The organism is Paenarthrobacter sp. NPDC089714 (genome assembly GCF_044748905.1).
Classification (GTDB): Bacteria; Actinomycetota; Actinomycetes; order Actinomycetales; family Micrococcaceae; genus Arthrobacter.
In genome coordinates this window covers 128526-147381 of the sequence record NZ_JBIVGX010000012.1, presented here as the reverse complement: position 1 = coordinate 147381, position 18856 = coordinate 128526, and the positions used below count along the sequence as shown (strand labels likewise).

General features: G+C 59.8%; 13 protein-coding genes and 2 pseudogenes. 5 read left to right on the top strand and 10 right to left on the bottom strand.

Translation table 11 applies throughout. From position 1 onward, the window contains the following. Positions 1 to 7: 7 nt before the first annotated feature. From gcl to istA, 5 genes and pseudogenes are all read right to left on the bottom strand, one after another. Entirely contained in the window at positions 8 to 1783 is a 1776-nt protein-coding gene (gene gcl, locus ACIPY3_RS18490) for a glyoxylate carboligase (protein ID WP_397323476.1), read from the bottom strand. A 137-nt stretch (positions 1784 to 1920) separates the two neighbouring features. After that, positions 1921 to 2814 (bottom strand): annotated as a pseudogene (locus tag ACIPY3_RS18485) (2-hydroxy-3-oxopropionate reductase); the annotation flags it as partial. Positions 2815 to 2944: 130 nt separating this feature from the next. After that, entirely contained in the window at positions 2945 to 3748 is an 804-nt protein-coding gene (locus ACIPY3_RS18480) for a hydroxypyruvate isomerase family protein (protein ID WP_400336490.1), read from the bottom strand. 526 nt (positions 3749 to 4274) lie between these two features. Beyond that, positions 4275 to 5123, bottom strand: a complete 849-nt coding sequence (gene istB, locus ACIPY3_RS18475; RefSeq protein ID WP_400336489.1) for an IS21-like element helper ATPase IstB — start codon at positions 5121 to 5123, stop codon at positions 4275 to 4277. Continuing rightward, positions 5123 to 6341 (bottom strand): annotated as a pseudogene (gene istA / locus ACIPY3_RS18470) (IS21 family transposase). Before istA ends, istB begins: the two are co-directional and overlap by 1 nt. 290 nt (positions 6342 to 6631) lie before the next feature. Here istA and ACIPY3_RS18465 point away from each other — a divergent pair. After that, positions 6632 to 6763: a hypothetical protein gene (locus tag ACIPY3_RS18465; protein ID WP_400336488.1), complete on the top strand. Its 132-nt coding sequence runs from the start codon at positions 6632 to 6634 to the stop codon at positions 6761 to 6763. 366 nt (positions 6764 to 7129) lie between these two features. Here the strand turns inward: ACIPY3_RS18465 and ACIPY3_RS18460 are convergent, their stop codons facing one another. From ACIPY3_RS18460 to ACIPY3_RS18450, 3 genes are read right to left on the bottom strand one after another with little or no spacing between them, the layout of a single operon-like run. Further along, a complete protein-coding gene (locus ACIPY3_RS18460) occupies positions 7130 to 9091 on the bottom strand; it encodes a hypothetical protein (protein WP_400336487.1) in 1962 nt (653 codons plus the stop codon). Continuing rightward, positions 9088 to 9663 carry a hypothetical protein gene (locus ACIPY3_RS18455; RefSeq protein WP_400336486.1) on the bottom strand — a complete coding sequence of 192 codons (576 nt, stop codon included), beginning with the start codon at positions 9661 to 9663 and terminating at the stop codon, positions 9088 to 9090. The genes ACIPY3_RS18460 and ACIPY3_RS18455 overlap by 4 nt, the downstream gene beginning before the upstream one ends. After that, complete coding sequence (locus tag ACIPY3_RS18450) at positions 9660 to 10880, bottom strand: dsDNA nuclease domain-containing protein (RefSeq protein ID WP_400336485.1); 1221 nt, start codon at positions 10878 to 10880, stop codon at positions 9660 to 9662. The genes ACIPY3_RS18455 and ACIPY3_RS18450 overlap by 4 nt, the downstream gene beginning before the upstream one ends. Positions 10881 to 11145: 265 nt before the next feature. On the opposite strand from ACIPY3_RS18450, the gene ACIPY3_RS18445 reads away from it, so the two are divergent. Beyond that, positions 11146 to 11514 (top strand): hypothetical protein, encoded by a 369-nt coding sequence (locus tag ACIPY3_RS18445; RefSeq protein ID WP_400336484.1) that lies wholly within the window; start codon positions 11146 to 11148, stop codon positions 11512 to 11514. 27 nt (positions 11515 to 11541) lie between these two features. Next, complete coding sequence (locus tag ACIPY3_RS18440) at positions 11542 to 14124, top strand: tetratricopeptide repeat protein (RefSeq protein WP_400336483.1); 2583 nt, start codon at positions 11542 to 11544, stop codon at positions 14122 to 14124. Positions 14125 to 14324: 200 nt separating this feature from the next. Here ACIPY3_RS18440 and ACIPY3_RS18435 read toward each other — a convergent pair whose 3' ends face one another. After that, complete coding sequence (locus ACIPY3_RS18435) at positions 14325 to 15434, bottom strand: DUF4238 domain-containing protein (protein ID WP_400336482.1); 1110 nt, start codon at positions 15432 to 15434, stop codon at positions 14325 to 14327. A 3-nt stretch (positions 15435 to 15437) separates the two neighbouring features. Continuing rightward, positions 15438 to 16046, bottom strand: a complete 609-nt coding sequence (locus tag ACIPY3_RS18430) for a hypothetical protein (RefSeq protein WP_400336481.1) — start codon at positions 16044 to 16046, stop codon at positions 15438 to 15440. Between the two features lie 365 nt (positions 16047 to 16411). On the opposite strand from ACIPY3_RS18430, the gene ACIPY3_RS18425 reads away from it, so the two are divergent. Both ACIPY3_RS18425 and ACIPY3_RS18420 read left to right on the top strand, forming a co-directional pair. Further along, positions 16412 to 17338 carry a LacI family DNA-binding transcriptional regulator gene (locus ACIPY3_RS18425; RefSeq protein ID WP_400336501.1) on the top strand — a complete coding sequence of 309 codons (927 nt, stop codon included), beginning with the start codon at positions 16412 to 16414 and terminating at the stop codon, positions 17336 to 17338. A 200-nt stretch (positions 17339 to 17538) separates the two neighbouring features. Beyond that, on the top strand, positions 17539 to 18855 hold the full coding sequence (locus ACIPY3_RS18420) for an ABC transporter substrate-binding protein (protein ID WP_400336480.1): 1317 nt from the start codon (positions 17539 to 17541) through the stop codon (positions 18853 to 18855). Position 18856 lies beyond the last annotated feature (1 nt).

The window sequence follows — 18856 nt, the reverse complement described above, 5'->3', positions numbered from 1 at the left end:
GCGGCTGTTAGGCCTTGGCCAGGATCGCCGTGGGGGCGTCCGCAGCCGTCTCGGCCAGCTCTTCGAACTCGTTCACGCCGTTGATCTCAACGCCCATGGAGATGTTGGTGATCTTTTCCAGGATCACTTCAACAACCACGGGAACCTTGAACTCGCCCATAAGTGCCTTGGCCTTGTCGAATGCGGCAGGCATGTCGTTCGGGTTCTCAACGCGGATGGCCTTGCAGCCCAAGCCCTCGGCAACCTTGATGTGGTCAACGCCGTAGCCGTTGGTCTCCGGGCTGTTGATGTTCTCGAAGGCCAGGGAAACGTTCTGCTCCATGTTGAAGCCGCGCTGGCTCTGACGGATCAGGCCCAGATAGCTGTTGTTCACCACAACGTGGATGTAGGGCAGGTTGAACTGTGCGCCCACGGCCAGTTCCTCGATCATGAACTGGAAATCGTAGTCACCGGACAGGGCCACAACGGTGGCGTCCGGGGTGCCACGAACCACGCCGAGTGCTGCCGGAGCGGTCCAGCCCAGCGGGCCGGCCTGGCCTGCGTTGATCCACTTGCGGGCACCGAACACGTGCAGCATCTGCGCGCCGGCGATCTGCGACAGACCGATGGTGGACACGTAGGTGGTGTCGCGGCCGAAAGCCTTGTTCATCTCCTGGTACACGCGCTGCGGCTTGATGGGCACGTTGTCGAAGTTGGTCTTGCGGTGCAGGGAGCCCTTGCGCTCCTGGCACTCGGCAACCCAGCCCGAGTAGTCCGGCAGGGTCTTTGCTGCCTGGCGTTCGCGGGCCAGCTCCAGCAGACCGTCCAGCGCCGCACCGGCGTCGGACGCAATGCCCAAGTCCGGCGAGAAAACGCGACCGATCTGCGTCGGCTCGATGTCGATGTGAACGAACTTGCGGCCGGCCGTGTAGGTTTCCAGGCCACCGGTGTGGCGGTTGGCCCAACGGTTGCCGATGCCGATCACGAAGTCGCTCTGCAGGAACGTCTCGTTGCCGTAGCGGTGCGAGGTCTGCAGGCCAACCATGCCGGCCATCAGCTGGTGGTCGTCCGGGATGGCGCCCCAGCCCATCAGCGTGGGGATCACCGGAACGTTCAGGATCTCGGCCAGTTCAACCAGCTGAGCCGAAGCACCGGCGTTGATGATGCCGCCACCAGCAACGATCAGCGGGTGCTGGGCTGCGGTCAGCATGTCCAGGGCCTTTTCCAACTGCTTGCGGGAAGCCTTGGGCTTCTCTACGGGCAGGGGCTCGTAGGCGTCGATGTCGAACTCGATCTCGGCCATCTGAACATCGATGGGCAGGTCCAGCAGAACCGGGCCCGGACGACCCGAACGCATTACCTGGAAGGCCTTCTGGAAAGCACCGGGAACCTGGCCCGGTTCCAGGATGGTCATGGCGAACTTGGTGACCGGCTTGGCGATGGACTCGATGTCCACAGCCTGGAAGTCTTCCTTGTGCAGCTTGGCAACAGGTGCCTGGCCGGTGATGCAGAGCATGGGGATCGAGTCGGCCTGGGCTGCGTACAGGCCGGTGATCATGTCCGTGCCGGCGGGGCCCGAGGTGCCGATGCAGATGCCGATGTTGCCATCAGCTGCGCGGCTGTAGCCGTCGGCCATGTGGCTGGCGCCTTCAACGTGGCGGGCCAGCGTGTGGCGGATGCCGCCGTGGGCACGCATTGCCGAGTAGAAGGGGTTGATTGCTGCGCCTGGCAGGCCGAACGCCTCGGTGGCGCCTTCCTTTTCCAGGATGGCGACTGCCGCGTCAACGGTGCGCATCTTAGCCATGGTGTACTCCTTGAAATCTTGGGTTCGCCCCGCGTTGGGGGCGGAAAAAGGGTGTGGTGAGGGAGCCGCCGTCGTTATTTAGGTACGACGGCGGGTTCCCTTGCTGTGTTGTCTAAGTGCCCTTTGGGGCCGCTGGGTTAGTTGCGGCCGCTGAGCTGGAGGACCTGCTTGAAGAGGCCCGAGTGGTCCAGTCCGCCGTCGCCCTGGTTGACGGTTGCGGCGACGAGCTGGGCGACGACGGCGCCGAGCGGGACGGAGACGTTGGCTTCGCGGGCTGCGGAGGTGACGATGCCCAGGTCCTTGTGGTGGAGGGCGAGGCGGAAGCCGGGGTCGAAGTTGCGGTCGAGCATCTTCTGACCCTTCTGGTCCAGGACCTTGGAGCCGGCCAAGCCGCCGCCGAGAACCTTGAGTGCTGCGTCGGTGTCGACGCCGTAGGCCTCAAGGAAGGCGATGGCCTCGCCGAGGACCTGGATGTTGACCGCGACGATCAGCTGGTTGGCTGCCTTGACGGTCTGGCCGGAGCCGGAGGGGCCGACGTGGACGATGGTCTTGCCCACTGCGTTGAGGACTTCCTGTGCTGCCTCGAAGTCTGCCGCTTCGCCACCGACCATGATGGACAGGACGGCGTCGATGGCGCCCTGTTCGCCACCGGACACGGGAGCGTCGAGCGGGCGGAGGCCGGCTGTCTTTGCCTCGTCTGCCAGGCGCTTGGCGACGTCCGGGCGGATGCTGGAAGCGTCGATCCACAAGGTGCCCTGCTTGGCGTTGGCGAAGACGCCATCCTTGCCGCTGACTACACCCTCAACATCGGGGGAGTCCGGCACCATGGTGATGACGACGTCGGCGTCCTTGACTGCATCCGCGATGGAGCTGGCGCCCTGGCCGCCTTCGGAGACGAGCTTGTCGATCTTGTCCTGGCTGCGGTTGAAACCGGTGACCGTGTGGCCGGCCTTGACGAGGTTGATGGCCATGGGCAAGCCCATGATTCCGAGTCCGATGACTGCAACGTTGCTCATTGTGGTTCTCTTTCTGGGGAAGTCTGTGTGTTTTGCGGGAAGCCCCGTGTTTTAACTCAGGTGTGCTTACCCAACTAGGTCGCATTTGTGCGCGTTTTGAGCGTCCAAAACGCGCTCTGCTGCTACTTAGTTGTGTTCGCGGTGCTTAGTTGGCGTTGGCGCGCTGGCGGATGGCCCAGCTGAAAGCCGATTCCTGCGGTTCCTTGTACTCGAGGCCGATGTAGCCTTCGTAGCCGAGTTCGCGGCTGCGGGCGATCCATTCGCCGAGGGGGAGGTTGCCGGTGCCGGGGGCGCCGCGGCCCGGGTTGTCGGCGATCTGGATGTGGCCGAAGTCCTTGGCGTGGTTCTCGATGACGGATTCGACGTCGTCGCCGTTGACTGCAAGGTGGTAGAAGTCGGCGAGGAGCTTGACGTTCTGGGCACCGGACTCTGCCTTAACGCGGGCGATGACCTTCAGTGCGTCTTCGGCCGTGAGGAGCGGGTACTTGGGTGCGCCGCTGACTGGTTCGAGGAGGACGGTGCCGCCGATGCGTGCGACGCCGGCCGCTGCGGTTGCGAGGTTCTCGGCACCGATGGCGTCCTGCTTCTCGGCCGATTCGCCGTCGACGCGGTTGCCGTAAAGGGCGTTGAAGGCCTTGCAGCCCAGGCGCTCACCGATGCCGGCGACAACGTCGATGTTGTCCTGGAATTCGGTGGAGCGTGCGGGCCAGGAAACCAGGCCGCGGTCGCCGCCAGGCATGTTGCCGGCGTTGAAGTTCAGGCCCGTGAGCTGAACGCCGGCGTCTTTGATGGCGGTTTCGAACTCGTTGATTTGTACGTCGGTGGGGACAGAGGTTTCGAAGGGCCACCAGAACTCGACGGCGTCAAAACCGGCTGCCTTCGCGGCGGCGGGGCGCTCGAGCAAGGGCAGTTCCGTCAGGAGGATGGAGCAGTTCACTGTGTACGTCATCGTAGGTCCTTCCGAGGAGGGGCTTTGATCTATCTTCCGTTGTGCTTCGGCTTGGCCTTGGTGCTTGGCCTCAGTTTCCGCTTTGTGGAATTTAGATTCTGCTTTATGAAAAGTTTAGAGAAGGTGGGGATGCGAGTCAAGGGGATGGGTTGGGAAGTGGGGGTTTGGGATACGAGATGCGTCCCCCTCGAAGGTGGACGAGAGGGGAAAGCTGCCGGCCACCGAAAGGCAAGGCAAGTTTGGCGGCCTTCATTCATCTGAATTGAGACTGAACACCGTAGTTGGGTCGGAAACCCGTGGGGGCGATGAGATCGCAGATGTCGAGGATGGGGTGGGATAGGTCGGTGACCTGCTGCGCATTTCTCGAAGATATTCAACCGGGTCACGTGGTTGGTCATCAACTGGTAGACCCACGATAACTGTGGTGCTGTCTGATAAATCGTTGTGGCGGGCCGCGGTCCTCTGGTGTATGGGCAGGTTCCTGATACGTCTGAAATGCTCCAGGCAACCAAATGGATTCAATTTGTCAGCGCTGGTCGAAAAGTGAGCCGTTTCGTGGGTTGAAAACTGAGCCACGTTGACGTGGATATTCTCCCGTATTTTCCGGTCTTGTCGAGGGCAGCGAGTCCGTTTGTGTGTGTTTGAGCCGGTAGCTGGAGCCTTTGAGCGTGATGACTTCGGCGTGGTGAACGATCCTGTCGATCATTGCTGAGGCCACGACCTGGTCTCCGAACACATCACCCCATCGGGCGAAGGGCAGGTTCGAGGTCAGGATCAGGGAAGCGTGTTCGTAGCGTGAGGAAACGAGCTGGAAGAACAGGTTCGCGGCGTCTTGCTCGAACGGGATGTAGCCAACCTCGTCCACGATGATCAGCCCGTAGCGACGCAGCCTGACCAACTCCTGCGGCAACCGCCCGTTCTGGTGCGCGGTTTGGAGCCGGGCGACCCAGTCGATAGCGGTAGCGAACAAGACCCGGTGACCCAGTTGCGCGGCGCGCAGTCCGAGCCCGGTCGCGAGGTGGGTTTTCCCGGTGCCGGGCGGGCCGAGCAGGACGATGTTGGATGCCTCGGTCAGGAACGCCCCGGTCGCCAGGTGGGCGATCGTGTCCCGTTTGAGGCCTGGCTGGTGGTCGAAGCTGAAGTCTTCCAACGATTTACGGGCCGGGAACCCCGCGGCCCTGGTACGGGCTTCGGCTCCGGAGGCTTCGCGGGCGGCGACTTCCCGGGAAAGGACCGCGGCGAGGTATTCCTCATGGGTCCAGCCGGCCTCTCGTGCCTGCTCGGCGAGGCGGGTGGCCGCTTCCCTGATGCGAGGTGCTTTCATGGCCCGGGAGTAGTACTCGATTTGGCCGACGGTTTCCTTGGTCCCGGACATCAGGCGACCTGCCCGTCATCAATGACGATCCCGAACGCGCGATCATAGTCAGCCAAGTCCCGCAGCCCTGCAGTGTCCGCAGCGGGGGCGGGGTTTTGGAAGGCTTTCCGCAGGGTCCGGGCAGCCTCGACGTGGTCCGGGTCGGTGATCGTCAAGCCCGTGCCCCAGGACCGGGCATGATCGCCGACGCTTCTGCCGTCCAGGCTGATGCGGACCGTGTCCAGGTCTGCGGTGATCTCGACGAACCTGCCGATGGCCTGCGGGTGGACGGAGTAGTCATTCGATCCCACCCGGACGTAGTAATCCCGTGGAAGCCTGATCCTCGCCGCGAACCCTGTCACGGGCGGAACCGGAGGCAGTGCCAGCATCCCCGCCTTGTCCTGGTCAAGCAGTTCCGTGGGCCGGGCCCCGGTCCGTCGGACCAGCCGGGCGTTGGCTCTGGGCAGCCACTGGCCGAGCTGGGTGTTGAAATCCTCCGGGGAAACGAAAGACCGACCCGGCAGGAAGGATGTTTCGAAAAACCCGTTGGCCCGTTCCACCACACCCTTGGACTCCGGGTCGTAGGGCTTGACCTGCACAATCTTCGTCGCGAGGACCCCCGGCAAACGCTGACACCCCGGCCGCGAAACTGTTCCGGCGACCGATGCCGGTTTCGTTATCCCAGACCAGCCGCCGCGGAACAGCGCCCAAACCACCAAGGAGCTCCCACATGCCAGCGAGCAGATCCCCGGTCATGCGCGACGGAATCATCCGCGCCATGATGAACCGCGAATGCGAGGACACCATCACCAACACCGGCAGGATCCGCGGCTTCCCGGACCCGACCGGGATCCGCACCTCCGGGAACCACAGATCGCACTGGGCCTGCTCGCCCGGTTCGTAACTGATCCGATCCGCGGGATCCGGCGGTGCGTACTCCGGCCGGATCCGGGCCACGTTTTCCCTGAACCAAGCCGGAGAACCGGTCCACCCCACCCGCTCCGCCACTACCGTGGCCGGCATCCGCGGATTCTCTTTCAGCAACGCCCGGATAGCCGGCTCGACGGCTTTGATCCCGGAATCCTGCGGCGCGCGCACATACACCGGCGGTCCCTCGGCACTGACAGCCTTCGCAACCGTGTTTCTTGAGATACCCAGCCGCGCTGCTATCGACCTCATCGACTCACCCTCGGCAAGATGCAACCGCCGAATAAGCGCCCAATCCTCCACAGTGATCACCCACCCAATCGTTTGGAACGAGTGGCTCAGTTTTCAACCGTCACAATGGCTCACTTTTCGACCGTCACCGACACAATTCGTGATCAAGCTCAAGAGCAGCCTGGACGTCCAATCGTATTGCTGCTGTTTCAAATCCATGCTTTGCGAGCTGCTGCATCCGCTTTGCGAAGACCTCGGCGTTCATCTTGTGAGGTGGGGTGCGTTTTCCGGCAGGCTTATCTTGAAGTGGAGTGTTCCATCTCGTTTGGGGCCCAGGGACTGTTCTGGCGGCCGCAGACGTCCAGGCGGCGATGGCAACGATCAACGACGTTGCCAGATACCCGATGCTGATCGACATCGCGAACACCAAAACTGTCACCCGCCAGGCCAAAGCTGTTTCAGCGTCCGGTGCGCAGCCTCGCGAATTGCGCTGCTCGGCTTGAGCCCGGTAAGCCGTGTCATCGCCAACCTTGCAAATGGCGCGTCGAACCCTGCCCTGTCCGACCCGCTTTTTGCATCGCGGGACGCTATGGGCAATCTCCAGGCCAGCCATTGCTGCACGTCAGCATCAATACGAGTCCTAGGACTGGTACAGGAATCCCGACCAAACCCAAAAGCTTGCGGCGCCCGAGCTGGGAGACTGAGGCGGCCCAGACCGTGACTTCGTCTTTTACGAGACATCGAACGACGTCCGGGTCCTGCGAAGCTTGTGGCAGTCCGCCCACGACCGTTCGCGACGTCCGCAGGGTCAAAGGTCACGTACAAGGCGAACCTCACCGGTTACTGCGACAAAAGGCGGACCAGTTGCTTTATTGGTCGGTTGTGGCCGTTAGCTCGGCTGGACCAACAATTAGCCGATCGTTCTGTGAAAGTGTTAGCACAATCCGATCGCTCAAGTCCGCCACAATCTCGGGAGGTAGCTCGTTATCAACTACTAGAATCTGAAGTAGGTCACTGTAGGAGTCGGAGACCTCAGCGAAAAGCCGGTACATGTCAAGAACACGTTCACCGTCCAGGCCCTCCTTCCCTGAATTGGCCGATACTCCATCCAGAACGACAAATCCTGGTAGCGCGAGCCCTCTGTCGATTGCGACCGTGTGATGAGCCAATGTGTGCGCCACGTTGACAATAGTCTTGAGCCCTTGGCTCGACAACTCGTCGAAGGTCCGTCCACTGACCTCAGGCAGATAGCTTGTTCTGTTGATCCGGACGGTCAACAAATCACCCAAGGTAGGGGCATTCAGGCGCTGGAGGTAGTCGAGCATCCGTGCTTCAAGAGCGGCGATGTTTTCCTCTGCCTGAGAGACTGCAACGTCGTGGGATTCAAGGTCCGCCTCAAGCTCGGCCTTCCGGTCGCGGAGTATATCAAGGCGCTCCTGCTGATTCGATTGGTGCGAGAACAGTTTCAACGAGCGCTGGAGCCAAGCAACATTTGCCTCGACCGTAGCGACTTGTGCTGCTAGAGCTTTTAGTTCGGATGCATGGCTCGACACAAATTGCTCGGTTGCGTGATCAAGCTGAACCGACAGCTTGATCAGTCGTTCGTCTCCCTCTTTACTGGCGTTGCGCAGCCGTTCGAGACTTTCTCGCCGTTCTTCAATCAGCTGTCTTGTTTCGGCGATTTGAAAAGTAACACGGTCCTGTTCGCGAAGGAGGGACTCCCTATTTGGAGCGACGTCTGGCTCAGGTTGCTCGCATAAGTAACAGATGGAAGTTTCTACACGATGTCGGTCCAGATCGTGGCCGCAGCGCGGGCAAACCATGAAATCAAAGTCAACCATCCATTCGTCTGCCACTATCGAGCGTGTAAGGCGCTTGGAAAGGCTCACCAGCTGACGTTCCAGGTCTAAGAGGTCACGAAGCTGCGCTTCGTGTTGCCGGAGCGCAGCTCTATCGGCGTCAATCTGCTTGCGTAGGTCTAGCACGCCAGCCCGCAAGGCAGCGATCTCCTCAGCCGGCTCATGTTCGAAGGCACTATGGGTGTCATGCTGGCTTTGCTGAAGAGCGACAAGCGTCTCCTGCTCGGCCTCCAAAGTATCCTCTAATTCCTCCTTGTTCCCGAACTCTGCCTCGGCCAGAAAAGATGCCACGACTTCATGCTCAGCCTCCGCTGCGCGGATGGACAGATCCACCTGACGGACCTGGGCAGAAAGTCGTGCAAGTTCCTCGTCGTATAGGCCATAAGCGATCTCAAACACCCAACGCCGTTTGTGATCACGGAACGTCTCACGGTGTCCAAAGACCTGAACGTCCAACTCATCGCCGGTGACGATGCAATAGTGCAGCCAGTCGTTGATAGTTACCGGCGTTTGGTCAAGGGTGGGTTCTTTTCTAGCGCGGGGAACAGAGACCACCGGCAAACCCAGTTGTTGCAGTACGAAGTCTCCATAACCCCCTGCGCCAGCGGCCGGCAGGCGCAGAGCTATACCTTCCACCTCTTCGGACGAATCCGCCTCTGCCACTTCAACTGGGACATCCTTAGTGGTGACCATAGGACGGTAAAGCTTCCACGGTCTGTCGCCGAGCAGGACTTCGCCCGTTAGTGCCCGCACTTGCTCCACTTCCGGTGGCATGTGCTTAGGAATGTTCCCCAAGAAGCCTCGGAGCAAGCGGACGAGTGTGGTCTTGCCTGTTGTGATGTCCCCCCGGATGAGGTTCAAACCTGGCTTAAGGTCGACTGTCCTGTTGCCTCCCACCAATTCAATCCAGTTGATTCGGAGTGTGTGCGGACTCGAGTCCGTTTCGTTTTCCTCAATTGAAGGCTCAGTCATACCAGTTCCTTGTTCCATGCTGCACCCGCTACCTCAGGGAGTTGGTAAATGATCTTTTTGAGACCTTCGCCTGAGAGGTCCAGATGCCGACGTAGTAGTTTGATGCGGCCGACAAGATCATCAAAAGCCCCATCCTCTTCAAGAGCGGTCGCAAGTCGCTGCCCTTCCATCGTGGTCCGATATCCGAGTGCATTGGTGCCTACCGCGGGGACAACTTCGACCAGCCCCCGTCCAATAAGGGAACCAAGAACAGCGAATTGGCTGGGATCCCAAGGCCCGTATCGGTAACGCACCATGCGTGATTCAAGGGGACTATCCTGCCGTTCTAGCTCAATACGGGCTGTGTCCCGGAGACCACGGCTTGCCAGTATCGTTGCCAAATGCTTCGGATAACGGAGGAGGAAATCGAGTTTGGCGAGCTTTACCCTCCCCTCCAGGCTCCGCGGTCCAGAAGTTTCCGTACTGAATCCGTTGATTAGCAGGAGAATGCGGGACTCTGCTTCGCGGCTGCTCCTATAGCGGTAAGTATCTCGCCAGCTCGTCGTTGATGCCATCGGATCTGAAGGCGTCATGAGAGGCCCCAACTAAAGCGGCACTGATCAGAGACGTTGCAAAGATGCCCCACAACCAGGCGGTGGTCGCCGCCGTAAACCTGCGCGGCGTCAGTTGCATTGACGTCAGTAGGCCGACTCATAAGGCTGTGATAGATGAACTCAGCAGGACGAGTGAGACTCGTTCCGTTCAGAGCGCTCAAGGCTAGAAGTGAATCAGCCATGGACAGGATCCTTTGGTCCAGAGCGTGGAACCCGGCCTGACCGGCATCGCCCGCGGCGAGAAAGCTAGTGGCTGCGACTTCTGCGTCGGCCCGGGCAAGCTTCGCAGCGGCGATTGTTCCTTGCTGCGCGCCTGCACGGACCAATTTCAATTCGAGTAACGAGGCTTCCCCCGAGGCGGCCCGCCTCAGTAGTTGTTCATTACTATCCGAATTAAGTGGGGGGCAAAGCGCACGAAGCTGTTCCTTCGTGAGGGATTGGGCACGGATTGGTTCCCAGTGGTTGTCCTCCTCTGGGTTTAGCCGCGCGGCTTCTACGGCGGCACGAACCGTAGGCTGCTGCACCGATGAGGATTGCGCAGCGGTTGCCGCACTGAGGAGTCTCTCATACAGGGTCTCTACCTGTGAATACGATAGTTGCGGCCAAGCGGCGCCGATCGCCTTCATTATGACGGCGTCTACAGATTCTCGAGAAGGCTGTTGGCACCGGATTTCCAGCCTACTGAGGAAGTCTTTAAGCTTGGCACCTGCCAGGCCCATTGCACGGATCTTCTGCTTGATTCGTTCAGGGGCCTTACGCGGGTCCCCAAAGAATACGACCGTGTCCGCGTCCTCAGATTGAGGCCCCTCGAGCCACACTTCAAATTTCGATATGGAGACAATCCCCGCTGCTGTTGCCGCCAGATACGACTTCACGAGAGTATTCACGGCATGTCCGGGTTTGCAGATCCTCGACGCTGTCCAAGATCCCCTGTCTCGAGTTTTAAGCTGAGCGAAACGGAGCATATTCCTTTCGACAACCACTAAGTCCTCCACGTGCTCACAGACAATAGCTATTGGGCCATTCGGAGCAAGGGTCACGAGCCAGTTCCGCACAGAAATTTTGGCCTGCCATACGAAGCGCTGAAACGTTACGGTCCCAGTGGGATCGGAAGGGAGACCTGCGAAAGCAGAAAGGGCGACAGGGTCTAAAGACGTAGAAGAAACACCAGGAACGCCCCCGCTTACGTCAGACAAAATCCCACCCCCAACCAAAAAAACTTACCGAGACAAATGTAGCCGGGAGCCGGCCAGCCCGAGAGATCCACCACGGCACTCTCTGCAAAAGGGTCTTTCTATACCCGCCTCGCAGGTGTGTCCTGCGCCAATGGGTTAGCACTAGACGCTGAGCCACTCGGAGTGTTGCAGGTGCCAGAATGCGCTGGATCGGCACGCAACCCGGCTAGGCTGATGTGGCAGTTATGGCCGTTTAAGGCCGCAACACGGACAGAGGAGCAATGTAGTGGACCCGGTGACATTGATTGTCGCGGCATTGGTGGCTGGCGCTGCGTCAGGGACGACGGATACCGTGTCGCAAGCCATAAAAGACGGCTACTCAGGGCTGAAGAATCTGCTTTCCGCCAGATTTGCCGGGGACGAGAGGGCGCTTCAGACTCTGGATGATCATGAAGACGATCCCGAGACCTACGAGAAGCCGCTCGTTAGGCATCTACGGGAATCCCGAGCTGATCAAAATGAGGAAATCCTGGAGGCCGCAGGAGCAGTTCTGAGGGCAGCGGACGAAGCGGGGGTAGCGACGAAATACCAAGTCTTGGTTTCGGGTGGCAAGGTCGGCATTGTCGGCGACCATGGACACGTCACGATGAACTAGAAGCCATTCCTTGGTTGGAGGATGCGCGTGAATAACGACAAATCACTTCCGTCTGCTGGTTCTACCGTGAACATCACAGGTGGTGCTGTAGGTGCGATCGGCGACTACAACCAGGTGGTGATGCCACGCCGGTCTCCGGCATGGCCGGTGGTTGTGGGCACCGTCCCACTCCAAGCTTCGGCATATCAGTCGAGGGAAGGAGTCGTTGAGCAAATTTCGCTGGCCGCTGGCACTGTCGTCCTGCAGCCACTCGCAGGGCAGGTACTTGCAGGGGCAGGGGGAGTAGGCAAGACACAAATTGCTGTTGGCGTATTTTCATCCAGTTCGGCAGATTTGCGGGTGTGGATCAACGCTGAGTCCCGGGAATCGGTTGTGATGGGGTTTGCTGAAGCTGCTATCAAATTGGATCTCGCCGATGTGGATCTGGGGTCCGAGCAATTGGCCAAGATACTCATCGGTTTTCTAGGTAGTACGGGTCGGCAATGGCTTGTCGTTTTGGACGATGTTCGCGCCGTCGCCGATTTAGATGGTCTGTGGCCACCGGCAAGGGGAAGCGTGATCATAACGACCCGGCGGCGGGATGCTGCTTTTTCCGGATCGGGCCGGACGGTCATCCCAGTCGGGGTTTTCGCGAGGCAGGAGGCCGAATTCTATCTTCGGGAACGCATTGGTCCTCAGAAGAACGGTCTTCCCGACGATGTGTTGGCCGAGGCCGCCGATTTGGCCCAAGATTTGGGCCGGTTGCCGTTGGCTCTGGCGCAAGCGGCCGCAGTGATCATCGACCAAGGAATCAAGTGTGCTGATTATCGGACAATGTTTGCAGATCGAGCCACAGCTTTAGAAGAGTTGTTTCCCCGTGATGCGGATGCGGACGGATACTCCCGCACCGTTGCAACGACGTGGGAGCTGTCGGTGCTTTCCGCTAATGAAATCAGCCCTGTTGGGCTGGCCCGTCCAATGGCGGCTTTGGTTTCCATACTCGATCCGGCGGGAACTCCCGAATCGGCGCTAACTAGCCCGGCTGTCTGCTCTCACCTTTCACGAATTTCCGGAAAAGAAATAACGGCCAGCTCGGCTCGGGGTGCTCTGCGCGCTTTGCACCGCTTGTCATTGATCGATCACGATCCCGAACTGGGTAATCCGCGAGCGGTGCGAATGCACAACCTGACCGGCCGCAGCATTCGGCATACTCTGCCTGCAGAGGAGATCGCTGCTCTCGGTTATGTTGCTGCTGACGCATTGATGGCAGTGTGGCCGGAGATCGATCAAGATACTCTGCTAACCGAGTCTCTGCGGTCCAACGCCACTTCTATCATCCGCTCTGCTCAGGCCGGACTGTGGGACAAAGCGAGCTTTGGCTCGCATTCAGTCCTGTCGCGCACTGGCGTTTCGCTCGTCAATGGTGGTCTCATCGGGCTTGCTATTGAGTATCACCGCCAGATGCTGGACGACTCAACCAAGTATCTCGGACCAGAACACATCGATACGCTTGCTTTCAGGAACAACCTTGCTTCTGCTTACAAAGCAGCCGGGAGACTCGACCAAGCGATCACGCTTTATGAACAGACGCTGAGGGACCGCACTCGGGCCTTGGGCAAGGACCACCCGGATGTTCTGACCTCTCGGAATAATCTCGCCACCGCGTATGTGTTGGTCGGGCAATTGGATCACGCAATCACGCTGCTGAAACGAACCCTCGCAGACCGTGAGCGGGTCCTGGAAAAGGACCATCCTGACATTCTCAGTTCTCGCAGTAATCTCGCGGGAGCTTATCAAGCAAGCGGACATATAAATCGGGCTATCCCTCTGTTTGAGCGGGCTGTGGCGGATCGTGAGCGGGTGTCCGGGCCCGATCATCCCGATACGCTAGGCGCCCTTAACAATCTCGCAGGCGCGTATCACGAGGCTGGTAAATTCCACCTTGCACTCCCTCTGTTTGAGCGGGCTGTGGCGGATCGTGAGCGGGTGTCCGGGCCCGATCACCCCGATACGCTAGGCGCCCTTAACAATCTCGCAGGCGCGTATCAAGCGGTCGGGAAAGCAGACCAAGCGGTCGTATTATTTGAGCGGAGTCTCGAAAACTTCATGCGAGTTCTAGGGCCGGAGCATCCCGAAACACTTAGCGTCCGTAACAATCTTGCGGGTGCTCACCACAAAGTAGGGAATTTATACCGCGCGGCCTCGTTATACAAGCAAACTTTGACTGACCGAACCCGGCTCTTGGGGCAGGACCATCCTCAAACCCTGACCTCGCTCAACAATCTCGCGTCCGTCTATAAGGCAGTCGGCCAGTTAGCGCTAGCGCTCAAACTCCACAAGCAGGCCTTGGTGGCTCGGGAGCGGGTTTTGGGAAAGGCTCATCCAAGCACTCTGAGTTCACGGCACAACTTGGCAATCACGTATGTGGCAATGGGGAACCTGGACCAAGCGATCGATCTTTTGGAGGAGACTCTTTGTATTCAAGAGTCACTCTTAGGCTCGGAGCATCCACATACCCAAACGACCAAGGCAAACCTGTTGTCAGCAAGGCAACTCAAACAAACGTGTCGTGTATTCCTCGCAGTTGACGGCACTAATCAAGACAAGGGCAATCGAAAGCGTCGCAGGTAAGCTAAGGCCGAGGGGGCGAATTCCGGCAACCTCTGCCGATAACGACCTGTTCAAGCACTCGTGCATGGCTGCAGCTGTTAGAGTGCAGCGCAACAGCCGTGCCAACTACAAACTGATAGCTGGTCGCGCCAGTGGCGACAGATCGTTGAGCACGCTTGGATTTGCCATTGTCGGGAGCCGGCAGTTGCAACCGGGCTGCCCTACTCCACGTCGGGCTTCCCTTCAGGTTCCGTCCACGTATGGAGGCGATCGGGGATTGGCCAGGCCATATCATGAAGACCGAAACTTTGCCCATCATCGTCGCTGGCGATGGGTGCGGGCAGTCCGTCGCGTTCCTCATCACTGAGATGGCCAAAGGCACCTTTCTCATTGACCCATCCGGCTATTGAAGTTGGGGCAATCTCATCTTCTCTGGGGCTCGGTACATGCAGGGCGTTGACGACATCCTCATCGTCAGGATGCGAGTAGATGACTGTGCGCGAGTTCATGACGGTTGCCTGATTAATGCTTGCGGCTGACAACGCGTTCCCCTCTACCTTCAGGTCAGGCAAGTCGGGTGAAGCGCCAATGACCAGTCCGTGCCGACGCGACAGTGGTACTGCGAAGCCTCCTGCGTTGGCCAAACCAACGCCGAAATACGGTGGGTGCCCAGGGTTCTTCAAAAGCCTGACTGGGTGGTCCCCCGTGACCAACCGCTTGCGTCGGTAGACGTTGAGTGACCACTGCATGCTTCCAAGCATGGTGGCAGTCGGCTCAAGAAGTTCCCTAATCACACGGAGGTGTTCTTTAGGATCGGCCTTAATTCGAGGGCCTCCAGGACGAGTTAGTTCGGCCCATTCAAACTCCAAGCGCTCGTTGCTAATCGACTGACCCTCAGCCTCTTCGATGTGCCTGCGAAGTGCGTCTTTCCCGGAGGTTCCGACCATAAGCTGAATGATGAGGGCTTTCAGATTGCCGCCCTGGGTTCTCATGCCCTGGGAGCGAAGATGCTGGAGGGCTATCCAAAGTGCTAAGTCGCACTTCTCCCCAACTCTTAGTGGCCAATGGTCGTTCTCCACGATTGATTTGTGCACAGCCGCGGCTGGCCCCTCGACACGTGAGAAGGCGCGCTCAAAGTAGTCAGTCTGTTGGCCATCCTCGAGTGTGATGGTGTAAAAATCACTGATGACCGAAGCCTTCTCAGCCGAGATGAGATGGCTTTTCTGTCCTGGAAGCACTATGCGTCGGAGCCGATTCGAAGAATCAGCGAAGCCTTTCAAATAGAATTTGGAGACGACATGCTGCTTGCGAATGAGCCCTTGATTTTCCACGCTTCAAGCCTTCGCCATCGGCATGACCACATCTGACTCCGCTGATGTCGCAGCGGAATCCCAGCGCTTTCTGGCTCCTTGCCGGGTGATCCCGTAGGCCCTTCCAATCATGCCCCAGGAGAGGCCGTCGGACCTTGCTTCGGTCACGGCCTCATCGAGCTGTTTCTCGAGCCCTTTGAGTTGCTCGGCGAGGGTGCTGATGGTGTAGAGGTGCAGGTCAGGCGCGACATGGCGGTGCCACAGGTCCAGGAATAGTGATTCCAGGTCTTCCCGGTCGCCAATGGTGGCGGCGTCGGCACTGGCTAGCGGCCCGGCATAGATACGCCCACTGGCGGGATCCTCGTCCGCCGCATCCCAGACGCGTATCCACAACTGGTCCATGATGACGTGCTTCCGGTTCGGTTCGCAGCTGCAAGCGACTTTCCAGCCGACGACCTGGGACGGCGGCCGCCACGCCACGCTGTCAGGGTCGTTCTCGTTTTCCCAGATGGTCTTGCCGTCGGGTGTCAGAAGGCTGATCTGATTATGCTTCCCGCAGGAGCCATACATGCCGTCGGCGAAGACGCAGACGACGTAGCCTTCATGTTCGCTGCCCTCGGTGAACCAGACCATCGTGGTTCCCTTCCTCTGCCTCCGCTTGGTATAGTCACCAGTCTGCCCGATGACAACAATAATTGCCAAGAGCTAAGTGATAGGCAACCTAGGTTTACATCGTATTCGCTATCGGCGCGAGAAGGCTGGTAGTAGCGGCCGGGCAGCCGCAGAGCATGATCGTTCATTCCGCTCGACAAGCGTGAGTGTTGCATGATGCTCGGGCGTTGGTTTCGTAGCCAGCTAAGCTGGGAAGCGCCTGTGGGTCCGCAGGGGCGCCGGGTAGGCGCAATGAGACTGCACGCGGAAGGATAGCAATGGCTCGGCCGACAGTTCAGGACGTCGCCAGGACTGCGGGTGTGTCCGTGGGGACGGTGTCGCGCGTCTTGAACGGGAGCTCGGCCGTTAGCACGTCGGCCAAGGAGAAGGTCAACGCTGCCATCAGGGAGCTGAGCTATCGTCCTCTCGCCTCTGCGCGAGACCTAAGAAGAGACCACACCATGCGCGTCCTGGCTCTCGCCAAGAATCTCGACTCCCTCGTGATCAGCGAAGTTTTCCGGGGAGTAGGAGACGCAGCCGCAGATTCCGGCTACGTCAGCCTCATTGCAGCCACCGACGGAGACCGCGACCGCGAACAGCAACTCGTAGACATGCTGCGAAATGGCTCAGTCGACGGCCTTGTAATCTTCTCGCCAACTATGCCGGACGAGGACGTCAACACCGTCGCCGAACAACTGAGTGTCATCCAGGTCTGTGAAATCGTAGACGCCGAGGCAGCGTTCGGCGTATCCATCGACGACCGCCAGGCAGCCTACGACATCACCAAACACCTGATCGACACAGGAGCCAAGAAGCTGGCCATGCTCGCCCACAGGGGTGCCCGTTCGGGTCGGCTCAGGGAAGAAGGATTCCGCCAGGCGCTCAAGGAGCAAGGCCTGAACCCGGACCAGGTCCTCCTCGGCGAAGGCAACTTCGGCTTTCACGCGGGCAGGGCACTCACCAAGAAACTCCTGGAATCCAAGGACCTCCCGGACGCCGTCTTCTGTGGGACCGACGTGGTCGCCGCCGGGTGCGTCCGCGAGCTCACCGACGCCGGCCTGAGGGTTCCACAAGACGTCGCCGTGGCTGGTTTCGATGACTCGGCCCAGGCGGAAATGTGCGTGCCGGAGCTGACCACGGTCCGCCAACCCGCCTATGAGATGGGCCGAGCGGCCTTCGCTGAACTCCTGGAACGGATGACCGTCGAGGGCGCGCACCGTAAGGGGCGGACCTTCTTCCCACACCAACTCGTCATCAGGGACTCCACCAAATAAAAGGCTTGACAGCCCGGAGCAACCACTGCAAAACTACTTTGGAATCGATTCCACGGGCCGAAAGGCCTTTTTTAAAAGAAACATTTGGAATCGATTCCACAACTCAACCAAGGCACCGGCAATGAAGCCAGGCTCAGGACCAGCAACAGCCAAAGCCCGCCCCGAGCCACCCATCCCCACAGTCACCAAAGGAGCCACTTGTGGACTTGAACCGACCTGCTCTTCCGCTCCAGAACAAAGCCGCCACACGCCCCAACAAAACAGCCCTCGCCGCCACCGCCATAGCCGCCGCCCTCCTCCTCAGCGCCTGCGGCGGGGGAGCAGCACCCCAAGGCGCGGAACAAGCGGCAGCCGCCGATCCGTCGTCGGGCGCTAATGCCAGCGGTGCCGTGAACATCTGCGGTGTGAAGGACGCGAGCGGTATCTACAAGGGCACGGCGGAAGCGTTCACCAAGGCGAACGGCAAGGTCACGGCCAAGTACACCGAGATCGGCGCGACGACGGACGAAGCCCGCACGCAGATTGTGCAGCGACTCGAAGGCAAGTCCACCGAGTGCGACATCTTCCTCTCGGACGTCATCTGGACCTCGGAGTTCGCGTCCCAGGGGTGGTTGCTGGACCAGACCAAGCTGGTGGAAGCCAATAAGGACCGGCTCATCCCCTCCACTGTGGAAACCACCAAGTACCAGGACAAGTACTGGGCCTCGCCGTTCTTCACCAACGCCGGCCTGATCTACTACCAGAAGGACAAGGTAGCCAAGCCCGAAACCTGGCAGCAGCTCTACGCTGAGGCCGCCAAGGCACCGGGCAACGGGTTCGTCTACCAGGGCAAGCAGTACGAGGGCCTCACCGTGAACTTCCTCGAGATGCTTTACAGCGCGGGCGGCGAAGTCCTGGATGACCAGGGCAACGTCAAGATCGACTCCCAGGAAACCCGCGACGTCCTCAACTTCATGACCGACGGCCTCAAGAAGGGTTCAGCCGACCGCGCCGTCCTCACCTACAACGAGGACCCGGCCCGCCTGGCCTATGAGTCCGGCAACTTCGGATACCAGCGCAACTGGCCGCACGTGTACCGCCTGCTGAACGCGACCCCGCTGGCGTCCACCTTCGGCGTCGCGCCGCTCCCCGCATGGGAAGGCGGCAAGGCCTCGGGCGTGCTCGGCGGGTGGAACCTCGCAATCTCGGCACACTCCACCAACCAGGCCGGGGCGGTTGCCTTCATCGACTTCGCCACGACGCCGGATTGGCAGAAGCACGTGGCCATGGACTACTCGCAGGCTCCGGTGAATGAGGCCGCCTACTCGGACCCCGCCGTGCTCGCCAAGATGCCATTCGCTCCCGAACTCCTCGCCTCGGTGAAGGGTGCCAAGCCGCGCCCGATCTCGCCGGTCTACCCGCAGATCTCGCAGGCCATCTACAAGAACGTCTACGCCGTGCTCTCCGGCACCGCCACCACCGAGGACGCCGTGAAGAAGATGGCCGACGAAATCACCACCGCCAAGGCGAGCTTCTAAG